Origin of the sequence: Shewanella sp. 38A_GOM-205m, assembly GCF_000518445.1 — a bacterium.
Lineage (GTDB): Bacteria > Pseudomonadota > Gammaproteobacteria > Enterobacterales > Shewanellaceae > Shewanella > Shewanella algae.
In genome coordinates this window covers 166,784-189,521 of record NZ_JADP01000008.1, presented here as the reverse complement: position 1 = coordinate 189,521, position 22,738 = coordinate 166,784, and the positions used below count along the sequence as shown (strand labels likewise).

General features: G+C 54.7%; 19 protein-coding genes. 14 read left to right on the top strand and 5 right to left on the bottom strand.

Going from position 1 to position 22,738, the window contains the following annotated elements; translation table 11 throughout:
* The 11 genes from N512_RS24775 to N512_RS0109995 form a co-directional block, all read left to right on the top strand.
* On the top strand, window positions 1–1,701 hold a 1,701-nt coding region (locus N512_RS24775; RefSeq protein ID WP_156029148.1), incomplete at its 5' end, for a type VI secretion system Vgr family protein.
* Window positions 1,701–2,258: a hypothetical protein gene (locus tag N512_RS0110040; RefSeq protein WP_028780243.1), complete on the top strand. Its 558-nt coding sequence runs from the start codon at window positions 1,701–1,703 to the stop codon at window positions 2,256–2,258. The genes N512_RS24775 and N512_RS0110040, both read left to right, overlap by 1 nt.
* Before the next feature lie 45 nt (window positions 2,259–2,303).
* Window positions 2,304–3,167: a DUF4123 domain-containing protein gene (locus tag N512_RS0110035; protein ID WP_156029145.1), complete on the top strand. Its 864-nt coding sequence runs from the start codon at window positions 2,304–2,306 to the stop codon at window positions 3,165–3,167.
* A complete protein-coding gene (locus N512_RS0110030; RefSeq protein WP_028780241.1) occupies window positions 3,164–5,245 on the top strand; it encodes a phospholipase effector Tle1 domain-containing protein in 2,082 nt (693 codons plus the stop codon). Before N512_RS0110035 ends, N512_RS0110030 begins: the two co-directional genes overlap by 4 nt.
* 1 nt (window position 5,246) lies before the next feature.
* Complete coding sequence (locus N512_RS0110025; RefSeq protein ID WP_028780240.1) at window positions 5,247–6,356, top strand: DUF2931 family protein; 1,110 nt, start codon at window positions 5,247–5,249, stop codon at window positions 6,354–6,356.
* Between the two features lie 22 nt (window positions 6,357–6,378).
* Window positions 6,379–6,663, top strand: a complete 285-nt coding sequence (locus N512_RS0110020; RefSeq protein WP_025886893.1) for a type VI secretion system PAAR protein — start codon at window positions 6,379–6,381, stop codon at window positions 6,661–6,663.
* Between the two features lie 100 nt (window positions 6,664–6,763).
* A complete protein-coding gene (locus tag N512_RS0110015; RefSeq protein ID WP_028780239.1) occupies window positions 6,764–7,345 on the top strand; it encodes a hypothetical protein in 582 nt (193 codons plus the stop codon).
* Between the two features lie 91 nt (window positions 7,346–7,436).
* Window positions 7,437–8,024 (top strand): hypothetical protein, encoded by a 588-nt coding sequence (locus N512_RS0110010; protein ID WP_037474671.1) that lies wholly within the window; start codon window positions 7,437–7,439, stop codon window positions 8,022–8,024.
* Between the two features lie 3 nt (window positions 8,025–8,027).
* Window positions 8,028–9,110, top strand: a complete 1,083-nt coding sequence (locus N512_RS0110005; protein ID WP_025886895.1) for a rhomboid family intramembrane serine protease — start codon at window positions 8,028–8,030, stop codon at window positions 9,108–9,110.
* 254 nt (window positions 9,111–9,364) lie between these two features.
* Window positions 9,365–9,700, top strand: a complete 336-nt coding sequence (locus N512_RS0110000) for a hypothetical protein (protein WP_028780237.1) — start codon at window positions 9,365–9,367, stop codon at window positions 9,698–9,700.
* A gap of 65 nt (window positions 9,701–9,765) precedes the next feature.
* Window positions 9,766–10,356, top strand: coding sequence for a CBS domain-containing protein (locus N512_RS0109995; protein WP_025886897.1), 591 nt, complete (start codon window positions 9,766–9,768; stop codon window positions 10,354–10,356).
* A gap of 63 nt (window positions 10,357–10,419) precedes the next feature.
* Here N512_RS0109995 and N512_RS0109990 read toward each other — a convergent pair whose 3' ends face one another.
* The 3 genes from N512_RS0109990 to pntA form a co-directional block, all read right to left on the bottom strand.
* Window positions 10,420–11,664: an alpha/beta hydrolase gene (locus tag N512_RS0109990; protein ID WP_037474670.1), complete on the bottom strand. Its 1,245-nt coding sequence runs from the start codon at window positions 11,662–11,664 to the stop codon at window positions 10,420–10,422.
* Window positions 11,665–11,819: 155 nt separating this feature from the next.
* Window positions 11,820–13,304 (bottom strand): Re/Si-specific NAD(P)(+) transhydrogenase subunit beta, encoded by a 1,485-nt coding sequence (gene pntB / locus N512_RS0109985; RefSeq protein WP_025009970.1) that lies wholly within the window; start codon window positions 13,302–13,304, stop codon window positions 11,820–11,822.
* Between the two features lie 11 nt (window positions 13,305–13,315).
* A complete protein-coding gene (gene pntA, locus N512_RS0109980; protein ID WP_028780235.1) occupies window positions 13,316–14,842 on the bottom strand; it encodes a Re/Si-specific NAD(P)(+) transhydrogenase subunit alpha in 1,527 nt (508 codons plus the stop codon).
* Window positions 14,843–15,275: 433 nt separating this feature from the next.
* Between pntA and N512_RS0109975 the strand changes: the two genes are divergently transcribed.
* Genes N512_RS0109975 through N512_RS0109965 form a run of 3 tightly spaced genes read left to right on the top strand, consistent with a single transcriptional unit; the run spans window position 15,276 to window position 19,583 of the window.
* Window positions 15,276–17,090 (top strand): assimilatory sulfite reductase (NADPH) flavoprotein subunit, encoded by a 1,815-nt coding sequence (locus N512_RS0109975; protein WP_028780234.1) that lies wholly within the window; start codon window positions 15,276–15,278, stop codon window positions 17,088–17,090.
* A gap of 32 nt (window positions 17,091–17,122) precedes the next feature.
* Entirely contained in the window at window positions 17,123–18,829 is a 1,707-nt protein-coding gene (cysI, locus tag N512_RS0109970; RefSeq protein ID WP_028780233.1) for an assimilatory sulfite reductase (NADPH) hemoprotein subunit, read from the top strand.
* Window positions 18,822–19,583, top strand: a complete 762-nt coding sequence (locus N512_RS0109965; protein ID WP_028780232.1) for a phosphoadenylyl-sulfate reductase — start codon at window positions 18,822–18,824, stop codon at window positions 19,581–19,583. Before cysI ends, N512_RS0109965 begins: the two co-directional genes overlap by 8 nt.
* Before the next feature lie 521 nt (window positions 19,584–20,104).
* On the opposite strand, the gene N512_RS22745 is transcribed toward N512_RS0109965, so the two are convergent.
* Entirely contained in the window at window positions 20,105–21,610 is a 1,506-nt protein-coding gene (locus tag N512_RS22745; RefSeq protein WP_051472744.1) for a S41 family peptidase, read from the bottom strand.
* A 71-nt stretch (window positions 21,611–21,681) separates the two neighbouring features.
* Window positions 21,682–22,593 carry a phospholipase A gene (locus N512_RS0109955; protein WP_037474669.1) on the bottom strand — a complete coding sequence of 304 codons (912 nt, stop codon included), beginning with the start codon at window positions 22,591–22,593 and terminating at the stop codon, window positions 21,682–21,684.
* Between the last annotated feature and the right edge of the window lie 145 nt (window positions 22,594–22,738).

The following is a 22,738-nucleotide window of genomic DNA, read 5'->3' as shown; positions in this document are numbered from 1 at the left end:
GGCGTCAGCCACACAGGCGAGCAGGGCAATGCGGCGGAAGAGGACAACAGCAGCCGCGGCACCACTTACAGTAACGAGATAGTGGCGGTGCCATCCTCCATGCAATGGCAAGCGGAGCCGAAGGCCAAACCACAGATGGCGGGGCCGCAGATAGCGACCGTGGTGGGGCCGAAGGATGAAGAGATATTTTGTGACGAATACGGCCGAGTGAAGGTGCAATTCCCCTGGGACAGATATGCCAGGGGTGACGAGCACGGCAGCTGCTGGATACGGGTCAGCCAGGGCTGGGCCGGTGGTCAGTATGGCTTTATGGCACTGCCGCGGATAGGGCATGAAGTGATAGTGTCGTTTCTGGACGGCGACCCGGACCAACCCATCATCACCGGCCGGGCCTTCCATGCAGTGAACCAGGTGCCTTACGCGCTGCCGGCCCACAAGACCCGCACAGTGCTGAAGACCCAGAGCCACAAGGGCGAGGGCAGCAACGAGCTGAGGTTTGAGGATGAAGCGGGTGAAGAGGAGATTTACCTGCACGCGCAGAAAGACCTGAACCTACTGACTGAGAATGACAGGCACGAGCATATCAAGCACGACAGCCATCTGGATGTGGACAATGAAAGGCGCAGCCGCATCGGCGGAAACGACCACCTGACAGTGTTGGGCGAGTCCCGTCAGCAGGTAACAGGCGACAAGAGCCTGATAGTGGATGGCAGCCAGCAGATCAAGGTTGCAGACAAATACCTGTTGCAGGCCGGGCCGGAAATTCAACTGAAAGCCGGTGCCAAGATAGTGATCGAGTCCGGCGCCGAAGTAACACTTAAGGCCGGTGGCAGTTTTGTCAAAGTCGATCCGGCCGGGGTGCATCTTTCCGGCCCCGGGATCAACCTCAACTCAGGGGGCAGCCCAGGCAGTGCCAGTGGTTTCAGCGGTTTGGCACCAGTGTTACCCGGCGCGGTTGAACAGGCAATATTGCCTCAGGGGGGAAGTGTTCCCCTATCTGCGCTGTTGGTTGCCGAGGAGTTCGCCGCGCCTGCGGTGCAGGTGTGCCCGCTGACCGAAGAGGCGGCTCAAGCTCAGGCGCAAAGCTCTGCTGAGACTTCAGCTGAAGTCGATACGGCAGAAACAGCAGACGCTGCGACCGGTGGCGGAGCGGCTTCTGCGGTGGCGCCCGGCGCCGCAGATAGTCAACAAGCTGAGACCCAGCCACAGACAGAAGAAACTGAAGCCGAGCGTTTTCGCCGTGAAGTGATCCGGCCAACGCTGGCAAAACTCGATGTGGTCGATGAAGATGCCGAAATTCTATTGCTGGGGACGGCAGCTCATGAGAGTCATCTGACCATGAGAGATCAGATGGGTAAAGGACCCGCCAAGGGGCTGTACCAGATGGAACCGGCGACCCACAATGATATCTGGGACAACTTCCTGAAGTATAAGTCGAAATTGGCGAAGAAGGTTTCGGCACTGCAAGGCTCGGATGACAGATTATCCGAGCTGCGCAACAATGATGAATACGCCACCGCCATGGCTTATGTGCACTATGCCAGAGCCAGATTCAGAACCGGAGAGGCCTTCCCTGATGGTCAGGATATCAAGGCGGTAGCCAAATATTGGAAGCAATACTACAACACTGTGCTTGGCAAAGGCACTGTGGAGAAATTTGAACAGGACTGGTGGCGTATCACCGGTAAGGCAGACAAATAATGAGGCAGTTGGTATTAGCTTGGGTATTGTTGTGTTGCGGTGCGATTCCGGCTTGGGCAACAACAGCAGAAAACGGTTTTTCCCAGAAGTCAGCGGAGGCGAGTTTAACGCTTGAGTTGCGGACTATCGCCAGAGTGGATGTCTCCGCCCTCTGGTTTGCCGATAGCGAAGGCGATCGCATGCCCACCGCGGAGCTTTATCTGACGCAATATAATCGCCAGGGTTATCCGCGGATCATCGACGGTTTCACTGGCCATACCCCCCAATTGCAAGCGGTTGATCTCGACGGAGATGGACAAGTTGAGATTCTGCTTAGATACAAGGCAGGCGGGCATCAGACCCTGATGAATGTTTATCGGCTCGAGGGCAATCTGCTGCGGCAACTGCCTTCCGATGACTTGGTATCGGATAGAGATGGAATAGAACTGCAGTACACATCCGCCGGAGAGCCAAGGATCAGAGTCATCAGCGGCAGAGATACAAATGCTGATAAGGCTTTGCTGGTTACCACAGATTACCGCTTGCAAGATGGCAAGCTGGTTGAAGCCAAGGATTGATTGCTGCCGGAGTCGCCGCGCGGCTTTGGTTATCAAGGAGTGGAAATGTTTGTGCAACGGAATGACACCCTGAGTGAATTAGGCTATTGGCTGCTTAATCCCCTGGCCAATGAAAAGCTGCTGCCCGCTTATTATCAACAGGGCGGCGTGGATGCCGTGCCTTTGTTTCAGGGCACCTTGCTCGAGTCCCATAAGGATAAGGGGCCATGGTTGGTGCCGGCACGGCCGGAATTGTTGCAGCAAGCGCCATTTGCCGATTGCCCTATTCTGGCGCTGGAGAGTCATTTGCCCAGGCCGCAACTGCTTGCCCACTTGAAGAGCCTGCTTCTGGCGGCATGTGATGGTGAGCGAGTGGTATTCCGCTTCTATGACCCCAGAGTGCTGCAACCTATGCTGCCGCGCTTGAGCCAAGTTGAGTTGGGGGCTTTTCTGGGGCCGATAACCCGTTTGAGCTTTGTCGGCAAGCCGCTGCCAAGCGGCAACAGCGACGACCCTATGGATGAGGCGCAGCATCTTGATCCCGCCAGCCCCGTTAAGGCCCAGCATAGCAGCATTGTAGTGCAGCACCCGGGCGAGCCCGGTTATACCGAGCATGCGGATATCTGGTGGCAGATGAAACCCGAGCATCTGGCCGGACAAAGTGACATCCAGCGCCATATCTATATTGTTGAGCGCCAGTTATGGCGAGAGTTGCATCCCTTGATGAGTCAGCAACCCAAGCGGCGGGAGATCATTAAGGCGGCGATTCTGCGGGGGCGCGAACAAGGGGTGGATGAAGAGGATATCCCTGTGTTCGCTGCAGCGCGTCTGGGGCGCAGTGTCAGCTATCCTATGCCGGCGATCGCCCAAGGAATGAGATTGAATCAACAGGACTTTTTGAATTTGGCTAAATGGATGGAGCATGCATGAGTCAGCACACTATCCCCTGTGAAACCTTAACTGACTGGATTGAAATCGACTTTCGTGATGAAAGCAATCAGCCCTTATCCGGGTTAACAGCCACTGTTACCGATGCCGCCGGCAACAGTCGACAGCTCAGGTTGACGGGGGGGCCGCAACTGATCACCTGTTTGGCGCCGGGTGCGGTGACGCTGACTTTTGATACCGACAGCTGGCTCAAGGCTGTGATGTCCAGGCGTCCCCTGAATGCTGCCGAAACCTCCGCCGTGCCTGAATATGTTAAGGCGGTCAAGGGCTTCAACAATACGGTTAAACAGCATTTGCAGGCAACGGTTGGTGATTTTTGGCAACAGCCGCCCACAGCAGCCGTGGCCGAGCGCCATCAAGCCGGGAAAGGCAAGAGTGGTGCCGTAGAGTTGCTCAGCCGCAACGCCTATGTAGTGGAGATCCAGGCATTCAAATGGTTAACCGTGCGTATGGGGCTGTTTTTCGATGGCACAGCCAACAACACCTATAACGTTGATTGGGGCCGGCAACAGCAGGAGCGGGCGGCGCATTACTGCATGAACCGCTTCTCGGTGGAGTCACAGGAGCAGGCCCTGGAACTGGCGGCTCAGTGTCAGGCACCCATGCCCAAGGCGATGGAGAATCTCAGTGCCACCAATGAATACACCAATGTGCAGAAACTTGAGTGGCTTTACGCCAATCAACTCTATGGCGCTGGCCTTTTGCAGTTTGGCTTGTATGTCAAAGGGATAGGTACGTCTCTGGAAGAGCCGGCTAACGGTATAGATGATGATGATGCCTTTGCCGGGGTGGCAGCCGGACGTGGGGATAACGGTGTTGAGTCTAGGGTGGAGCAGGCATTGAATGATGTCTGTCAGAACAAGCTCAAGTCGCAGTGGGGCCGCCTTGCCAACCAGTATGATGGCGTAGGTAAGTTTGAGTTTGATCTCTTTGGTTTCAGTCGTGGTGCAGCGGCGGCACGTCATTGCGCCAACATGGTGCTCAGGGAAAAAGATAACCTGTTCCAGGCCGCGCTGGCGAAGCATTGCAGCGATGTACCGCTGCGCTCGGATATGGACTGGCAAAACAATGAGCATTGTCAGATCCACTTCGTCGGTATTTACGATACCGTCGCCGCAATTGCGACCCTGTGGGACGGCATAGATCCCCATGATGAACACAATGGTGATGTGAAGCTCTGGCTGGATCCCAAGCGGGTGAAGAAGGTGGTGCATCTCACTGCCAATCCAAGGGATGAGTTCAGGTATAACTTCTCGCTCAATAGCCTCAACAACGCCTCTCGAAACCCAACGGCCCCCTTCTTTGAGGCTGTGTTGCCCGGGGCACACTCGGATCTTGGCGGTGGTTACTATTCACGCCAGTTTTTCGATGGCAAGGTGCAGTCCTACAATCCGCTGTTTACCGAGACCAAGCTGGTTGCCGCCTATCACAGCCGCTTGCCGAAAAACGCCGTCAGCAGCAATAGCCAGGTGGCTTTTGGTCAAGGGGACGATCCGGCATTGACCGCCAAGGTGATGGCCTCCAATGCAGGTAAAAAGGTGCTGCGGGAAATCGACCGTTTGGTCACCATGAACTGGTGTCAGACCTCGGACTTGAGTATCGATTATGTAGTCAGGCCTGTATTGCAGGGCAACAAGAACAGGGAGCCGGAAGAGAGGGTAACGGTGAAGCTGACCATGACGCGGATTGTTGAAGGGGATCTGTCACGCCTGTATCTAAGGCTGATGGCCGGTTTGGCCAAGTTCAGCGGCGTGAACTTTGATGACGGCGCCTTCGAGCAGAAATGGAGCTCGGACAGCAGCTACAAGGTGGAAGATCTCAACAGTCACTTTAACCTGCTTGGCCGTTCATTCGCCACTATTTGCGAAGAGGTATTGCAGCAGGCTACGCAGGGGCAACTGCACCCGCTGCTTGGCGATGAATCTTTCAGGCGGGCACTGAGGCCACACTTTATTCACCACAGCGCCGATGTGGTATCGGTCGCCGGTGGTTTTATCGTGCCTTATATCCCCAACGACGGTAATGCTCGCGCCGTGCACCCGGCCGTAAAAGGGAAATAGTATGCCTATGGGGTTTGCCACAGTACTTCGCCTGTTGTTATTGCTGATGAGCGGCTTTCTGTTTGCCTGCTCGGGAGGCAGCATGAGCGCCAGAGCCGCGTCTCAGAGCGAAGGTATTCCCTGGGATATAGAGATAGTGGCGCCTTTTTATTATGAAGTCATGCCCATGGGCAATCCTGTGCCGACTGTCTATGGCCTCAACAGTAAGCAGGACTGGACTTCGGTGCATACCGGCTTTCGGCGGATCCCGGACCTCAAGACCCATAAGGCCAATGCCCCCGGAGGGCTGGATCCCTGGACACTGGATTTTTGTTTCAACTGCATCAGCAGTTTTTATAACGCCGATGCCTATGTTCAGCCGCCGGAAGAGATATTTATCCGCTATCTGGCGCTCACTGAAGAGCGGGTCTATGAACTGAGTTTCCGCCTGCCTGATGAGTTGCAGCGGCAGATGTTGGCCGCGGCAACCGGCGATAATGACAGTGGTAAAGCTTGTCAAACCGGCATTTTATTTGGCCTGTTGCCGGGCGGCGAAGCCAAGGTGTGGCTCGCGGTTTGCGGCCGTTATCAGTACCTGCGTCAGGCCCAGGCTCAGTTTGGCCCCATGACACTCGATGCAAGCGACAGGGATTATCGCCAGTATATGCTGGCCATTGAGGGGCAGAGGCGCAAAAATGCCGCGTCCGCAGAGCCTTTGCTGCCTGTCCGCCCTGAGAGGCTGGAGTCGATGCGCCAAAGTGGCCCGGGAATGGAGCAAGAACCTGCGTTGGTGAGCGATAGCCGCTGCTGGGCCGATAAGCCCGAGCGCCCCTTGAGCCCACAAACGCCGCTTAGTCGGCAGCAACAACGCTGGCTCAGCCGTTTATGGCTCGATGCCAAGCCGCTGCTGGATAGCAGTGAACTCTATTACAGCTTGCCGCAGGCGGTAACTCTGGCCTGGGAGGAAGCCGCCGCCAAGGGCCTGAGTCCAAGAGAGTCTGAATTATGGGTGCTGGCCAGAGTGGCTGCATCATCGAGCGGCGAGTTGGCACCCTTGGCAGCCAGGCTGCAGTTGACAGATACAGAGCTTGCCAGGGTGCAGCAATGGGCAGATAAATTTTGCGGACGTTAATCAAGGTATTAAGGAGTCAGTTATGGGTAATGCCGTTAAGTTGGGCGATATAGGGACAGATCATGATGGGTTTCCACCCACGCCGGTGACTTCGGCCTCTTCCACGGTCAAGGTGGATGGTATTCCGCTGGCACGTCAGGGCGATTCATTGGCCCCCCACGACAAGCCCAAACATCCGCCGCACCCTCGTACCATTGCCGCGGGTTCGGGCAGTGTTTTTATCGATGGGAAACCCGCCGCCAGAACCGGCGATGCGGTTGACTGCGGCGGTACTCTGGTGGGCGGCGGCACAGTGAATATTGGTTGAGATCTGAGCGGTAAAAATGGCCCATGGGACTGGCTCGTTGCAGTGGCCTTCTGTATGATGGCGGCCTTGAAAATTCAGTCAGTTCCACAGAGGTATCGAAATGGAAGTCAATCAAGAGCAGAGCCAGCGTCGTGGCGCCAAAAAGATCAGATTTGATAATCAGGAGTTGGTGAAAACCAGCTTTTGGGTCAGCCAAATTTTTATGATTATCGCCACTGTTGCCGGGGTTTATTTGGCGGCGCAGGAAGGTCTGTCACAGGCGATTAAGTTTGATAGCCTGACCAATATGCAGAACAACTATCATCTGCAACATTCTCTCTATGAAGAGCTGAAAGACAATGTCACTGTAATGACAGAGTATGCTGAGCGAATAGAGAAAGAAAAACCTTATAATATCAAAGAATATCATCCTGTTATGGCGGACTTTGTCTGGCAAAACATGAAGTATTCAGCCTACACCCTGGAAACCCCCAGCGATATCCTCTCCGGTGCCCGTCGTTTCTACATGGGCTCTGAAGATATTGTCGGCAAGATTGAACGTAAGTTCTATGGCCCAAGCTTTGGTACCAAACAACTGAGAGTGCTGATTGAAGAGGTCGAAACCAAGACCTTGCCCAAGTTGGAGCAGAGCTATAAGAAGATGGCCGACGAACTGAGACGTGCCGGTATGGATGTAAACTGACAACTCCGGTTGTTGCTTGGGAATCGGCCGACGGATAACTGAGTTTTCCTGACTCACAATGACAGGTTAAATACCATCATTGGGAGTTGCTATGGAAAGGAAATCTGAGCCGGTATCAAACGGCAGTAAAATTCATTTTGACAATAGTGAGCTGGTGAAAACCAGCTTCTGGGTGAGCCAGCTGTTTATGGTGGTGGCAACGGTTCTGGGCGTTTATCTGGCGGCGCAGCAGGGGCTGTCACAGGCGATTAAGTTTGATTCTCTGGTCAATACCCAGAACAACTATCATCTACAACGTGCCTTGTATGACGAAGTGCGGGATAACTTGCAGACGTTGGAAGCCTATATGGCGGACATAGATAAACTCAGACCGCTGGACTTGCGGTCATTGCATCCCCAGCTTAGCGATTTTGTCTGGCAAAACATGTATTACTCGGCCAATGCACTGGAAACACCGGCTGAGATCCTGACCGCTATCCGCAGGTTCAGAATTGAATCTGCCCAGCTGATTGAAAAAATGGAAAAGCAAGAGTTGAGCCGTGGTGTCGGTACAACCAGGTTAAGAGCCTTGGTAGGGAAGATTTCGGCCGATACTCTGCCTAAGCTGCAACTGAGTTTCCAGCGTATGGAGCTTGAGTTGCAGCGTAGTGGCATGGATGTGAATATCACAGAGGAATAATCCATGAGTTTAAAATGTCCCGGGTGTCACAGCGAGTCGATGCGCACCTTTGAGCTTTACGGTGAGCAGGTGGACAGCTGCAATCAATGTGAAGGCATCTGGTTTGACAACGGCGAGCTTAACGGTGCGCTGTCAACAGCCGACAATGGCAACGATCATGTGCGCATCGAGGAGTCGCTGGGACCGCACCTCGGGCTTTCCAAGCGCCAGTGTATGCACTGTGAAGAACAGATGCACAGATACCATCTGATGGACGGCTATCAGATAGAGCTGGATGTCTGCCACAGTTGCAGTGGGGTTTGGGTCGACAAGGATGAAAGGGATAAGGTGGTGCAATCCCCAAGGCTGCAAGGGCTACTGGCCGAGCTGAATGGCAAGATCAGTGTGAAGACTTGGCTGTTTCAGTTTTTGTCGCAAATGCCGGTGGAGTTTAATCTCAAAACCCGTTCACAACCCGCCATCACCTACCTGCTGCTGGCACTCAATATCATGATCTTTGCCGCTTATGGCACAGACTTGGACATAGCCGACACCGTATTTGCCAACTTTGCCCTGCGGGCCGATGAGGTGTTGCACGGCAGCCATGTATGGACCCTGTTCAGCCATATGTTCCTTCACGGCGACTGGATCCACCTGGCGGGCAATATGTACTTCCTCTATGTGGTTGGCGACAATCTGGAAGACGCCTTGGGACGCATGAGATTCCTTGGGCTTTATCTGCTTTGTGGCCTGGCGGCTGCGGCGGTGCAGATTATTGCTGATCCCGGCTCCAATATCCCTATGGTGGGTGCCAGTGGCGCCATTGCCGGCCTGTTCGGCATGTATCTATTGTGGTTCCGTCATGCCAGCCTGACCTTTATGTTTGTTATCTACCAGAAGAAGCTGTCGCCTATGGCTTTCTTTGCCATCTGGCTGGTATTCAACGTGGTTGGTTTGATGATGGCCGGTGAAGGCGTGGCTTACTGGGCTCATATCGGTGGCTTTGCCATGGGACTTATCCTGGGGTTTGGCCTCAAATCCAGAGTGATGCAGCAAAATCCCTTGCTGGCGATGCTTAATGAGCCAGAGGTGAAGATCCGTCGCTGAGTTTCAGTTAGGTTAGTAGGGAAGGTGCGAATAAGTCCTCGTGCCACTCTCTTATGCAGAGAGTGGCTTGCACAGCAATTGGCGTTCAAGGCATCCGACTGAAGGCATGCCGGGGCCTGTCGAAGTCGGCCTTCTCCAATAAACCCCGGTCAGTTCTCTGAGCGGGGTTTATTTTTTACTGCTGAAAAATATTGCGCTTTTTTCCAAGGCAGTGTTATTGTCGGCAAATAGGTGTTTTGAGATCTGGATCACAGATGAGCCGAATCGAGAGGTGGTTTGCATTATTTCTGGTCAGTATTTTGCTGACAGGCACTCTTGCAGCTATCCCCAAGGCTCATTCTCAGCAGGTTTCTCTGGTACCGGTTTCAGCCTCAATACCTCTGGCGGTGCAGGGAGATAATTCCCAAGGCCTGTTCCTCAAGACGCTGACAGATTCTCAGGAGCCGACGCTTCCGAAACAGAAATCTACTCATCTGGCGCCTTCGGCCGAGTTGGTACTGCGTCTGCCGTCGCTGGAGTCACTGCAATCCCATGCACTGCATGTCTTTCCTCAGGCACAGACCCGCGCACCGCCATTTTCCCTCATTTGAAAACCGTCTTTCGGGTTCGCACTAATGCGAAGCCCGGCAACCCAGTTTCCAAGTGAGGTAACAATATGAAAACACTTCATCCTTTTGCGATTGCCAGCAACGACAGGCTGCAAGCCTCTGCTTTAGCCAATCAACTCAACCCTTATGACAATGCCTTAGAGGCCATGATGGACTTCAGCCACAGTGCGCGTATGGTCATCAGCGCCGATATGCCGGCGCCTGATGCCTCAGCCCTGATGCAGAGTGAACACAGCGCATTGCACTTTGTCATTAATGCACGTCATGAAATGCTGGGCATTATCACCCAGGAGCTGTTGGCGCCGGACAATCTGCTCAAGCTTGTCGACAAGGCCCATCAACCTTCCTCCTGGACGGTATTTGATTTGATGCTGCCAAGAGAGCAACTGCAGGCACTGGCCTATGATGAGGTTGCCAACGCCAGTGTCGCCGATGTGTTGCAGAGCCTGCGTCACAGCCGCGAGAACTACTTTGCTGTGGTCGATACCCAGACCCATCAGATCCGCGGATTGTTGAGTCTGGCCGATATCAGCCATCGTTTGAATGTCGGCCAGTTGAGGGAAGACAAGGGCGGCAATCTGCTGAATATTCTGCGGCAGATAAACACCAGTCATGGCTTGGTTCAGCAGATAGCCTGATTTCGGCGCTGTTTCCAATAATGTGATTGATAAAGGTCCGGTCGCCTTGGCGCGCCGGGCCTATTACTGCAGTTCCCACCACTCCCAGCTTTCCAGTTGATAGGCTTCGGCCAGCTCCAGCGCCTTGGCATGAGCTGCTTTTGCCCCAAGGCTGTCGCCTTCAGCCACCAGTGTCAGGCTCAGTTGTTGCTGCCAATCAGCCTGGGTTGCGCCCGTTTTTGAGGTCATCAGCAAGAGTTCCTTGGCCAGCTTAAACTCGCCCCGGTTGTTGAGCACTTTGGCAAAGCCGGCACTAAGCTCTGCAAGATCCTCTGGAAACTGCTTCTTGGCCAGGGCGAGCACTTCGGCCATCTTTGATTTCTGCTCACTGTAATAGAGGTACTTTCCCAAGGTGTAGGCCTGCAGCCAGTCGAAATGAAAGCCGCTCCAAAGTGTTTTCTTGGCCTCAAAGTGCGCCAGTACCGCTTCGTAATCGCCAAGCTGCATCAAGGGGCCAACATCGGTAAAGTAACCTGGCGTCAGGCTTTCCAGCCCGGCAAGCAGCGCCGGCATGGCGGTACTGTAGTGCGTCTCTGAGGGAAAGAAACGGTAGTCGAAGTGCCATTCGGGCGCCTGCTCAGCGAGCAGTTTTCTGAATTCATCCACACCCATGCCTTGCTCGTTGGCCAGAGAGAGAAAAAGCCTGGGGTAGGCCGATGTCTGCCTAGGCTGTTTCAGCCAAGGAATTGCCCGCTCAAGCAGCGCCATGTTGTCGTACCAGATGCTGGGACTCATGGCGAGAAAGGCACTGAAAGGACTCCTGGATTGCAACATCATCTGCAGGCTCAGCAAGCCCCCCAGAGAATAACCGGCAAGGGCATTGTGGCCCGAGGTGCGGTAGTGTTTGTCGATATAGGGCACGAGTTCCTGTTGCAGGTGGGCGAGCATTTTGTCGCTGCCGCCAAAGTCAGCGCCCTCAGCCGATGGCCAGGTGGTGGAGTAGAGGTAGTCTTTCTGGCCCTGCATGGCGATACCCACTACTATCATGGGCGGTATCTTGCCCATTCTGGCGAGGTTATTGACCGCAGCGGAGACATGGCGGAATTGGAAGTCGGCATCGACGATATAGAGCACGGGATAACGGCGACCACTGTCTTGGGTGGCATGGTAGCGTTCCGGCAAGGACAGCATCCAGCGCCGCTCGCTTTGGTAGACCTTGGATGCCAGAGTATCACTGTAGCCATAGAGCAAAGGCTCTGGCTTGGCCAGGGCGACTGAACTTAAAAGAAGTGCCGGCAATAAAGCCAGCAGCGGCAGCCTGAGTTTCATGGTTCATCCTTGGTTGTTTTTTAATTTTGTACCTGAATAAACTCCTGGAGGAAAGTGGCTATAGGCACGACCACTGGCAGAGGCAAGCACAAGACAAAAGAAGAGGGAGCCGTCAGGCTCCCTCTGTTAGTCATGCTGTAGCTGTGATAGGCCGCTTAGAGTGATTTCAAAATCGCTTCTACGCTGGCCTTGGCATCGCCGAACAACATCTGGGTGTTGTCTTTGAAGAACAGTGGGTTCTGCACCCCGGCATAACCTGTGTTCATCGAGCGTTTGAAGCCGATGACATTGCGGGCCTTCCACACTTCCAGTACCGGCATGCCGGCGATTGGGCTGGAAGGATCTTCAGTGGCCGCGGGGTTAACCGTGTCGTTGGCACCTATCACCAGTACTGTATCTGTGTCTTCGAAATCATCATTGATCTCGTCCATCTCCAGCACTATGTCATAAGGCACTTTGGCCTCGGCCAACAGCACGTTCATATGGCCCGGCAGACGTCCGGCAACCGGGTGGATACCGAAGCGCACCTTAACCCCCAGATTACGCAGTTTCTGGGTGATCTCGGCGACGGGATACTGTGCCTGGGCTACTGCCATGCCGTATCCGGGGGTGATGATCACTGAGCTGGAGTTTTTCAGCAGCTCGGCCACATCCTCGGCTGTGGTTTCACGGTATTCGCCCATCTCTTCATCACCGCTGGAAACGGCGCCATCGGTACCGAAACCGCCGGCAATCACAGAGATAAAGGAACGGTTCATCGCCTTACACATGATGTAAGACAGGATGGCACCGGAAGACCCCACCAGGGCACCTGTGACGATCAGCAGGTCGTTGGACAACATAAAGCCCGCCGCTGCGGCCGCCCAGCCAGAGTAGGAGTTGAGCATGGATACCACAACCGGCATGTCGGCGCCGCCTATGCTGGCTACCAGGTGCCAGCCAAAGGCAAAGGCTATCAGTGTCATGATAAGCAGAGGCCAGATACTGCCACCTACGTTGACGAAGTAAATCATCAGCAGCAGGGATACCACTACCGCCAGCAGGTTGAGCTTGTGGCGATGAGGTAACATCATCGGCTTGGAGGAGATTATGCCTCTGAGTTTTCCGAATGCGACTACTGAGCCGGTGAAGGTTACGGCACCGATGAAGATCCCCAAGAAGACTTCCACCAGGTGGATGTTGAGCATGGCGCCTGTCATGGGCTCATGCGCTGCCGAGGCGGCGGCTTGCTCTATGGCTGCCCTGGCGGCTTCCAGAGTGGCATTGAGGTCATTACCGACAGTGACTATCACTTCGTTCATCGCCTGTGGGTGCAGGCCGAGGAAAGAGTTGAAACCCACCAATACGGCGGCCATACCCACAAAGCTGTGGAGAATGGCGACCAGCTCAGGCATTTCTGTCATCTCAACCTTGAGCGCCAGACGAATACCTATGGCACCGCCTATCACCATGGCGAGAATGATCCAGTGAACACCATTGGTTTCAGGATTCAGTATGGTAGCGATCAAAGCGATCGACATCCCTATGATCCCAAACAGGTTTCCATTTTTTGCAGACTCCTGCTTCGATAAGCCGGCGAGGCTTAAGATGAAGAACAGGGCCGCTATGATATAGGCTGCTGTTACCAGTCCTTGAGACACGATATACCCCCTTAATCCTTACGGAACATCTTCAGCATGCGCTGGGTGACGGTAAAGCCACCGAAGATGTTGATACTGGCAATCAGCACGGCGATAAATGCCAGTGCGGTCATCAGGGCCGAGCCCTGGCCAACCTGCAGCAGTGCACCTACCACAATAATGCCGGAAATAGCGTTGGTGACTGACATCAATGGCGTATGCAGCGCATGAGTCACGTTCCAAACCACGTAGTAACCCACCACACAGGCGAGCACGAATACAGTAAAGTGCGACAGGAACTCAGCCGGAGCCACCGAGGCTACGGCACCGAAGGCGGCCACACCCAGAGCACCCAAAATATACTTGAGCTTGGATGGCGCTTTCTCTTCTGCTTTTTTCGGCTCGACTTTGGCTGCCGGTTTCTTGGGCGCCGCGGTCACAGAGATCTGTGGTGGCGGGAAGGTGACTTCACCTGCCTTGACGACCGTCATGTTGCGCATCACCACGTCTTCAAAGTCTATGTTGGCGTTGCCGTCTTTCTCCTTGCACATCAGCTTCATCAGGTTCACCAGGTTGGTGCCGTAAAGCTGAGAGGACTGTGCCGGCAAACGCCCTGGCAGATCTGTGTAACCTATGACTTTAACGCCATTGTCGGTCACAAAGAGTTCGCCGCTTTGGGTGTATTCGCAGTTGCCACCGGTAGCGGCCGCCAGGTCCACTATCACAGAGCCAGGCTTCATGGAGTCGACCATCTCTTTAGTGATGAGCTTGGGCGCAGGTTTGCCTGGAATAAGTGCGGTGGTGATGATGATATCCACTTCCTTGGCTTGCTCGGCAAACAGCGCCATTTCAGCCTTGATGAATTCATCAGACATCACTTTGGCATAGCCATCGCTGGAAGAGCCATCTTCCCCGCCGAAGTCCAGCTTAAGGAACTCACCGCCCATGGACTCGATCTGCTCGGCCACTTCCAGACGGGTATCGAAGGCGCGTACTATGGCGCCCAATGAACCGGCGGCACCTATGGCGGCAAGACCGGCAACCCCGGCACCTATCACCAGCACCTTGGCCGGTGGTACTTTACCCGCGGCAGTGATTTGGCCGGTAAAGAAGCGGCCAAACTCATGGGCAGCTTCCACCACGGCGCGATAACCGCCGATATTGGCCATGGACGAGAGGGCGTCGAGGGACTGGGCACGGGAGATCCGCGGCACCATGTCCATCGCCATCACGTTGATGTTGCGCTGTGACAGCTTTTCCACCAATTCAGGATTCTGGGCCGGCCAGATAAAACTTACCAGGGTGGCACCATCTTTGATTTGGCTGATTTCATCTTCGGTTGGCGCGTTGACCTTAAAGATCAAGTCGGCCTGCCATACATTCGGTACCACACTGGCACCGGCGGCTTCGAAGGCGGCATCACTGAAGCTGGACAGCGCACCCGCGTCTGCTTCCACTGCCACTTCAAAGCCGAGTTTTTTAAGTTGCTCTACCGTTGCCGGGGTCGCAGCGACCCGGGTTTCACCGGCGAGACTCTCTCTCGGTATTCCAATCTGCATGACTATTCCCTGATGGTTGATAAACAAAATTCACCCCGCCAAAACTCCGCTGGCAGAGTGAAAGAATGCAAGTCTGTTGACCTGGACTCGGGGACTGGTCTTTCCCTTCCATTGGGGACTTCCTGAAATGTTTTCAGGAACCAAGCCCGCTCATGAATGAAATCCTGGGTGTGGGGTACAGATATTCCCTTCATGGCACCTAGCGTGCTTTTGGCATTGTCGCAAGTCTTTCAATGGAAACAAGCTCATATTCTTCATGTGGTGTGTTTCTCCACTGGTCAGAGCAAATTCTTTGCGCCAGGCCACACTTTTGTAGCTTAATTTTTATACCATGCATATTCCTTATTGATATAAAAAATTAAATATTATTCTTTTTTGCTTTTCGATGGCGGGGCTAAGCTTGCTGACATTACTCTGTCACCGGGCCGTCTCAATGTTACTGAAAGAACTCTCTTCACTGGCTTCGCCACTCTCAGCGCCACAAGTGGATAAGCTTAAACAACTCACCGCCGAGCTCAGCCCGCTGCAGCTGGCATGGGTCAGTGGTTATCTGGCCGCCAGCGCTCAGGGGCAGGAGGGCGCTCCCCCCCAAAGCCAGAGCGGGCAAACTCTGACCATACTCTATGGCAGTCAGACGGGCAATGGCCGGGGTATCGCCAAGGCGTTGGCCGCCAAGGCCCAGAGTCTGGGCTATGGCGTTAACCTGACATCTATGGGCGAATACAATGTCCGTAACCTTAAGCAGGAAACCCTGCTGGTGGCCGTAGTGAGTACCCATGGTGAAGGTGAAGCTCCCGATGATGCCATTGAGCTGCACAAGTTTCTCGGCTCCAAACGCGCCCCCAAGCTGGATAAGCTTCAGTATGCGGTTCTCTCTCTGGGAGATTCCTCCTATGAGTTTTTCTGCCAGACAGGCAAAGACTTCGATGCTCGCCTGAGTGCCCTCGGGGCCAAGCCTTTACTGCCGAGAGTAGACTGTGATGTGGACTATCAGTCACAGAGCGACAACTGGCAAACCGAGCTCCTCGAGCGGGTTAAGCCTCTGCTGCAGGCGGCCGATGGCGCAGCGACCAATGTGGTGTCTATCAATGCTGCCAATGCAGGTATCAATAGCAATACCGGCCAAGAATATGACAAGCAAAACCCCTACAGCGCCGAAGTGATAGTCAGCCAGAAACTGACCGGGCGCGATTCACTCAAGGATATCCGTCATCTGGAAATCGATTTGGGCGAGTCGGCCATCAGCTATCAGGCGGGTGATGCGCTGGGGGTCTATTTCCATAACGATGAGGCTCTGGTGGCCGAAATTCTCGAGGCGCTGGCACTGGCGCCGGATACCCGGGTCCAGCTTGGCGCCGAGTCTGTGGAGTTGCGTGATGCCCTGATTGAGCACAAAGAGCTGACCCAACTCTACCCCGGTCTGGTGCAGTTTTGGGCCGAAACCGTAGAGAGCGACGAGCTGCTTACTATTAGCCAAGACAAGGAGCAGACCCGGCGGTTTATTCTCAGCCACCAACTGGTGGACCTGGTGAAACGTTACCCTCTCAATGGCGCCAAGCTGGATTCTGCCCAAGCTTTGTTGGACAAGCTGCGCCCCATTACCCCAAGGCTTTACTCCATCGCTTCGAGTCAGAGCGAAGTGGAGTCCGAAGTGCACCTCACAGTGGCGCTGGTGGAAGAGGAGCGTGACGGCCAACGCCGTTTCGGCGCCGCTTCTCACTTCCTGGCCCGGGCCGAGGAGGGCGCTCAGGTGCGGGTGTATGTGGAACCCAACAAGCACTTCCGCCTGCCCGAAGACCCACAGACGCCAGTGATCATGATAGGGCCGGGAACCGGTGTCGCGCCATTTCGGGCCTTCATGCAACAAAGAGTGGCCGAGGGCTTGGCCGGCGACAGCTGGCTGTTCTTCGGTAATCCCCATTTCGAGCAGGATTTTCTCTATCAGACCGAGTGGCAACAGTACCTCAAGAGTGGCGCCCTGAGCCGGATCTCGCTGGCCTTCTCCCGGGATCAAGCGGAGAAAGTCTATGTTCAGCACAAGATTAAACAACAGGCCAAAGAGCTGTGGCAGTGGCTTGAGCGCGGGGCTCATATCTACCTGTGCGGCGATGCCGAGCGAATGGCCAAAGATGTGCACCAGGCACTGCTTGAAGTGGCCATGGAGCAAGGCGGTTTGACGAGCGAGGCGGCCGAAGTGTTTCTCGATGAACTGCGCAGCGCCAAGCGTTACCAGAAAGATGTCTACTGAGCTGAAGAACCTAGGAATAAAGAGATAAGGCCATGAGTGAGCAGAAATTATCCGCCAACGAGCATATCAAGACCGACAGTGACTATCTGCGCGGCACTATACGCGAGGGCCTGGGCACGGAAGTGACAGGCGCCTTCAGCGACGACGATCAGCAGCTGATCAAGTTTCACGGTTTCTATCAGCAGGACGACAGGGATCTGCGCAACGAGCGTAAGGAGCAAAAGCTCGAGCCGCTGTACAGCTTTATGCTGCGTGCCCGGGTGCCGGGTGGTGTCTGTACTCCAGAGCAGTGGCTGGGAGTGGACAAGATAGCCTCGGAGCTGACCAGCTCCAACAGCATACGTTTGACGACCCGGCAGACATTTCAGTATCACGGCATCCCCAAGCGCAACCTGAAAACCATTATTCAGGGGCTGGACAGGGAAGCGCTGGACTCGATTGCCGCCTGTGGTGATGTGAACCGCAACGTCATGTGTAACCCCAACCCGGTAGAGTCCAAGCTGCATCAGCAGGCTTATTTCTGGGCCAAGAAACTGTCGGATCATCTGTTGCCGCACACCCGTGCCTATGCCGAAATTTGGCTCGACGAGGAGAAGCTGCTCAGCACAGAGGACGAGCAACCGGCCGCGGTTGAGCCTGTGTACGGCAAGACCTACCTGCCGCGTAAGTTCAAGATGGCGGTAGCTGTGCCACCGGACAACGACGTGGATGTTTACACCAATGACCTGGGTTTTATTGCCGTGGCGCAAGAGGGTGAGCTGGTGGGCTTCAATCTGGTGGCCGGTGGCGGTATGGGTTCGACCCATGGCGAAGTGGAAACCTTCCCGCGGCTGGCCGATGACTTTGGTTTTATCAAGGCCGAGGACACCATTAAGTTTGCCGAGGCCGTGATGACGGTGCAGCGCGATTGGGGTAACCGCAGCAATCGTAAACGCTCCCGTCTCAAATACACCATAGTGGATCACGGCTTTGAGGCCTTTAAGGCCGAGGTTGAGAAGCGCGCCGGGGTTAAGTTCGCCCCCAAGCGTGAGGTGGTCGTAGGGGATCGCGGCGACAGATACGGTTGGGTTAAAGGCATAGACAACCACTGGCATCTGACCCTGTTTATCGAAGGTGGCCGGGTGAAGGATACCCAGGGTAAGTTGTTGCAGACCGGGCTTCGGGAAATCGCCAAGATACATAAGGGCGATTTTCGGATGACTTCCAACCAGAACATCATCATCGCCAAAGTGGCGGATGAGGATAAGGCTGAAATCGAAGCACTGGCACGTAAGCATGGCCTGATGGGGCAGGTGATCACCGCAACCCGTGGCCATTCTATCGCCTGTGTGGCGCTGCCGACTTGCGCCCTGGCCATGGCCGAAGCCGAGCGTTATTTCCCCGAGTTTATCGACCATGTGGATGCGCTGCAGGCCAAGCACGCCATAGGTGAGCAGGCGATAGTAGTGCGCATGACGGGCTGTCCCAATGGCTGTGCCCGCCCCTTTGCCGCCGAAATCGGTTTTGTGGGCAAGGCCCCTGGGCGCTACAACATGTATCTGGGCGCCAGCTTCGAAGGCACCCGATTGAACAAGATGTACCGTGAAAATATTCAGGAAGCCGAAATCCTCAGCGAGCTGGATAACCTGTTTGGTCGCTATGCCGCCGAGCGCAAAACCGGCGAGAGCTTCGGTGATTTCACGGTGCGCGCCGGAATAGTGAAACCTGTATTGGACGCAGCGAGGGACTTTCATGGCTGATACCACAAGTTTATTGCACAGCGCCGAGGCGCTGCTGGCCTTGCTGGATGCGCCGGCCGCTGAGCAGCAAAGCGCCCTGGCTGCCATCAATGGCTATCTTGACGGATTGAGTGCCGAGGCGCGGATCCAATGGGCCCTGGCCTATCTGCCCGGGAGCCATGCCTTGTCGTCCAGCTTTGGTATTCAGGCGGCAGTGATGCTGCATCTGGTGAATTCGGTGCAGCAAGACACGCAAGTGATCTTGACCGACACCGGCTACCTGTTTCCCGAGACCTACCGTTTTATCGATCAACTGACAGAGCGGCTCGGACTCAATCTCAAAGTCTATCGGGCCGAGACGAGTACCGCCTGGCAGGAGGCCAGATTCGGTAAGCTTTGGCAGCAGGGGCTTGAGGGGCTGGAGCAATACAACCGCATCAACAAGGTGGAACCGATGCAGCGGGCACTGGCTGAGCTGGAAGTTGGCACCTGGTTTGCCGGTTTGCGCCGTTCTCAGGCATCGACCCGGGAAGGGTTGCCGATTTTGGCCATCCACGGCAAGCGCTACAAGATGCTGCCGATTATTGAGTGGAACAACAAACAGGTGCATGAGTATCTCAAGCGCTATGACTTGCCCTATCACCCTCTCTGGGAGCAGGGTTATGTCTCTGTGGGTGATATCCATTCGAGCAAGCCACTGGAACTGGGGATGACGGAAGAAGAGACACGTTTCAACGGGCTAAAACGCGAGTGTGGATTGCACTACGAGATCTGATTTGTGGCCGCTGTCATCAACGGCTTTTTTCTGCCTGTGGACAAGTTGAAATGATTGTCATCTTGTGGTCATCTTGGAAAGTTAACCTCTAGGATTCCTATTGTTACGGTCTTCTAATCGTTGAGGTTCATACTTTAGTACATATTTGTTCACAGGGTTATGCACAGGGCGTTTTTCTGGTTTATAATCCAAAGTTCCCGCTGGGGAAAGTGTGATATGCCATTCTGTATCGGGTGTTTTTATGAAACATCGGCTTAGCGGCAGGCAGTGAGGTCGGCAATACACATCAAGACGGCTCGCCCTTTTGGCATCGGTTGCCCAGATTTTTCAGCAGTCGGTCGCGAGTGACCCCGAGCTTTGATTGGCTTGCTGGCGCAGCTTCAAAGCACTCTCCGTGTCCCGGATAGCCCGATCACCCTTTCATGGGGCTATCCGGGAATTGTTTCTTCCTTGCTTCAATCCTCTTTGACTCCATCTCCTTTGACTCAAATTCCCGCAGGTTTTTATTGATGCTGGGCTTGTTACTGCTGATCTTTTTCTGCTTGGCTGTCCTTTACTTGAGAGCCCTCTACTTGAGTGTCTTTTGTCTGAGTGTTCTCTGCCTGAGTGTCCCCGGATTGCCCCACTGCAGAATGCTGCAGGCTTTGCTCCGGAGAGATGAGAGACAGCAATCCCTGCCATTGCAAGGGTTCATCTGTTGGCAGTTGCAGATCCGGCTCTGTGCCGATGCCGGAAAGCAACTGGCCATAGCCGTCATAGCCAAGCGAGGCGCTGATACTCAGTTGCAGGCCACTGGCCGGCAGGGTGAAATGATGCAAACGCCCCAGATCGCCACGGGTCGGCTCGCCGACCAACAGCGCCCTGCGCCAACGTTTGGCGGCAGACGCAATCCATTCACACTCCTGGCGGCAATCCGGGCCGATAAGCAGTACCAGGCGTCCCGAGTCAGGCACAGGCGCAGCAGCCAGCTTGGGGATAGGGCGGGCATACCAGTTACTCAGGCTGGGCAGGGGCTGGTTGTCCAGCGCGGCCCGCACCGGCGGAAACGGCGCGAATTGAGTGAGCGGCTCAAAGTGCAGCGGCTGCAGAAAGTCGCGCCGTAGCTGCGGTGAGCGGCGGTAGCGGCCATAGCCCAGAGGTTGGCTGCTGAGCCCATTGTGATAGTTGCCGAGAAATTGCAGCAGGCTGTCGCTGAAGCCTCGGGCGTGGCGCAGATCCAGTACCAGGGTGTGATTGCTCATCGCGCGCAGCAGATCTTGTTGCAGCTGAGGATCTGTCTCTATTGCGTTGAGATCCGTCAGGCTAAACAGGGCTGTGTCAGGCGCCAATTGTTGCCAGCTGGCCAGAATGGACAAAGGGGCACTGCGAAACTGCAGCGGTACTTTCATCTCTATGTTTTGCGGCTGGAGATCGGCGCCATAGAGAGTCAGCAGCACCTCTTCTTTGACCCTGAGTCCCATCTCCCGCCTTAGCAGATCCAGCTGTTGCAGCCAGGGCATCTGCATCTGCACGCTATTTTGCTGCTCCGGTGGCAGGAAGCGATTGGCAATCTTCTGCCAATGGCTGATGGGCAGGCCGTCGATATGGCTGATAAAAGGCGTGTCACTTTGAAGGGGCTCGTCTCTGTCATTGAGGGCCAGCCACTTGTCTTCCATGGGCCTGAGCCTGAGGGGCAAGACTCCGGAAGGCAACGCCGCTTGGCTGAGTCGAATGCCCGGGTCTTTCAACTCTCCCAGCAGCTTGTTGACTTCGGCGGTGAAACGGTTGATGGCAATGCTGTCTCGGTATTCCTGTTTCAGCCGTTGCAGCCGTTTCTCGAGCCGGGATTCAATGTCCGGATCCAGCACCATAAAGGCCGAATGCTGCTGCAATTGTTTGAGCAGCACAGTCAGATCGGCCTTCATCTGCCTTTGGCTAAGCTGCTCTTTTTTCGGTGGCTCCGGTAGCAGGAATCGTCCCAACTGCAGACTGGAAATCAGCAGCAGGAGAATAAAACAGCTAACCACTTCACGGAATCCCGGCTTCATATCACTCCCTGATATCAACCTCTGAACCAAGAGATGGCGCAGAGGCAGTCATCGAGTTTGTTCTTGGCGGCTCAAAGAATATCGTTGATGGCGACACCTATGCCTATACGCTGGTTATGGGCGTTATAGTCGATAAGGCTTTCGCCGTAGCCATTGAAGTATTGTGCATACAGACGCAGGTTACCCAAGATGGGGTAACTCCAGGTAAATTCCACTGCGCCGCGGTTGGGGCTTTGCAGATTGTTACGCAACATCAGGCTGAATCTGTGGTCGTCTATGCCGTAGACACCTGTCAGCTCGAAGTGGCCGAGATAATCACTGATATCCGGGTTGTCGTCGCCACGGGGATCGCCCTCATATTCTTTTTCACTTTCCGGGATCCGCCACCACACCTTGGCCGCCAGCGCTATAGGGCCCTTGTCGAACACCATGGTGCCGTAAATGCGGTTCCAACTGCGGGACAGATCGCCTGACTTGCCATTGGATTGATGCACGGCGCCAAAGCCCCAGAAGGAGTTGGTGAAGCCGGCTATTTTCCAGTCGTTGTTGAACAGCATAAAGAGTTCGGGTTCGTGGTTGGTTTCCCGAAACGGCGAGGAGATATCCTTGTTGTATACCTGCCACCAGGATTGGTTGGTATAGGCGAAAAACAGGTGACCATTGTCGCCAAACACGTTGTACATCAGCGGGAATTTAAAGCTTATCTGAAACTTGGCTTCATATTCGTCCAGGGTATAACCCTCTTCAGCCGCTTCCGCCGCAAAGGGAGTCATATTGGGTGACGGGTTATAGGTGACCGGCAGTATATAGTTGACCTTGTGTGGAGTGATCACAAAGGGCCGCTCTGAGGTTTCCAACTCCTCTTTTACCCTCTGATCGACCAGCGAAGGCTTACTGTCTTCGGCGGCATAGAGTTGGCTGGTCGGCAGTATTGCCAGGGCCAAGGTCAGGCCGCTGAGGCTGGAACGGATTTTGGTATACATATTCTTCCCTGTTGTCTCTGAGGCTTGATGGAGTGCCCGGCTGTTGCTTCGGCTTGAGAGTGTAACATCCCGGCTTTACTGTGCACATTCCCATCCCAAGCCGTTGTCACCGAGATAAAACTATAATTTTTTGCCATAAGTTAGT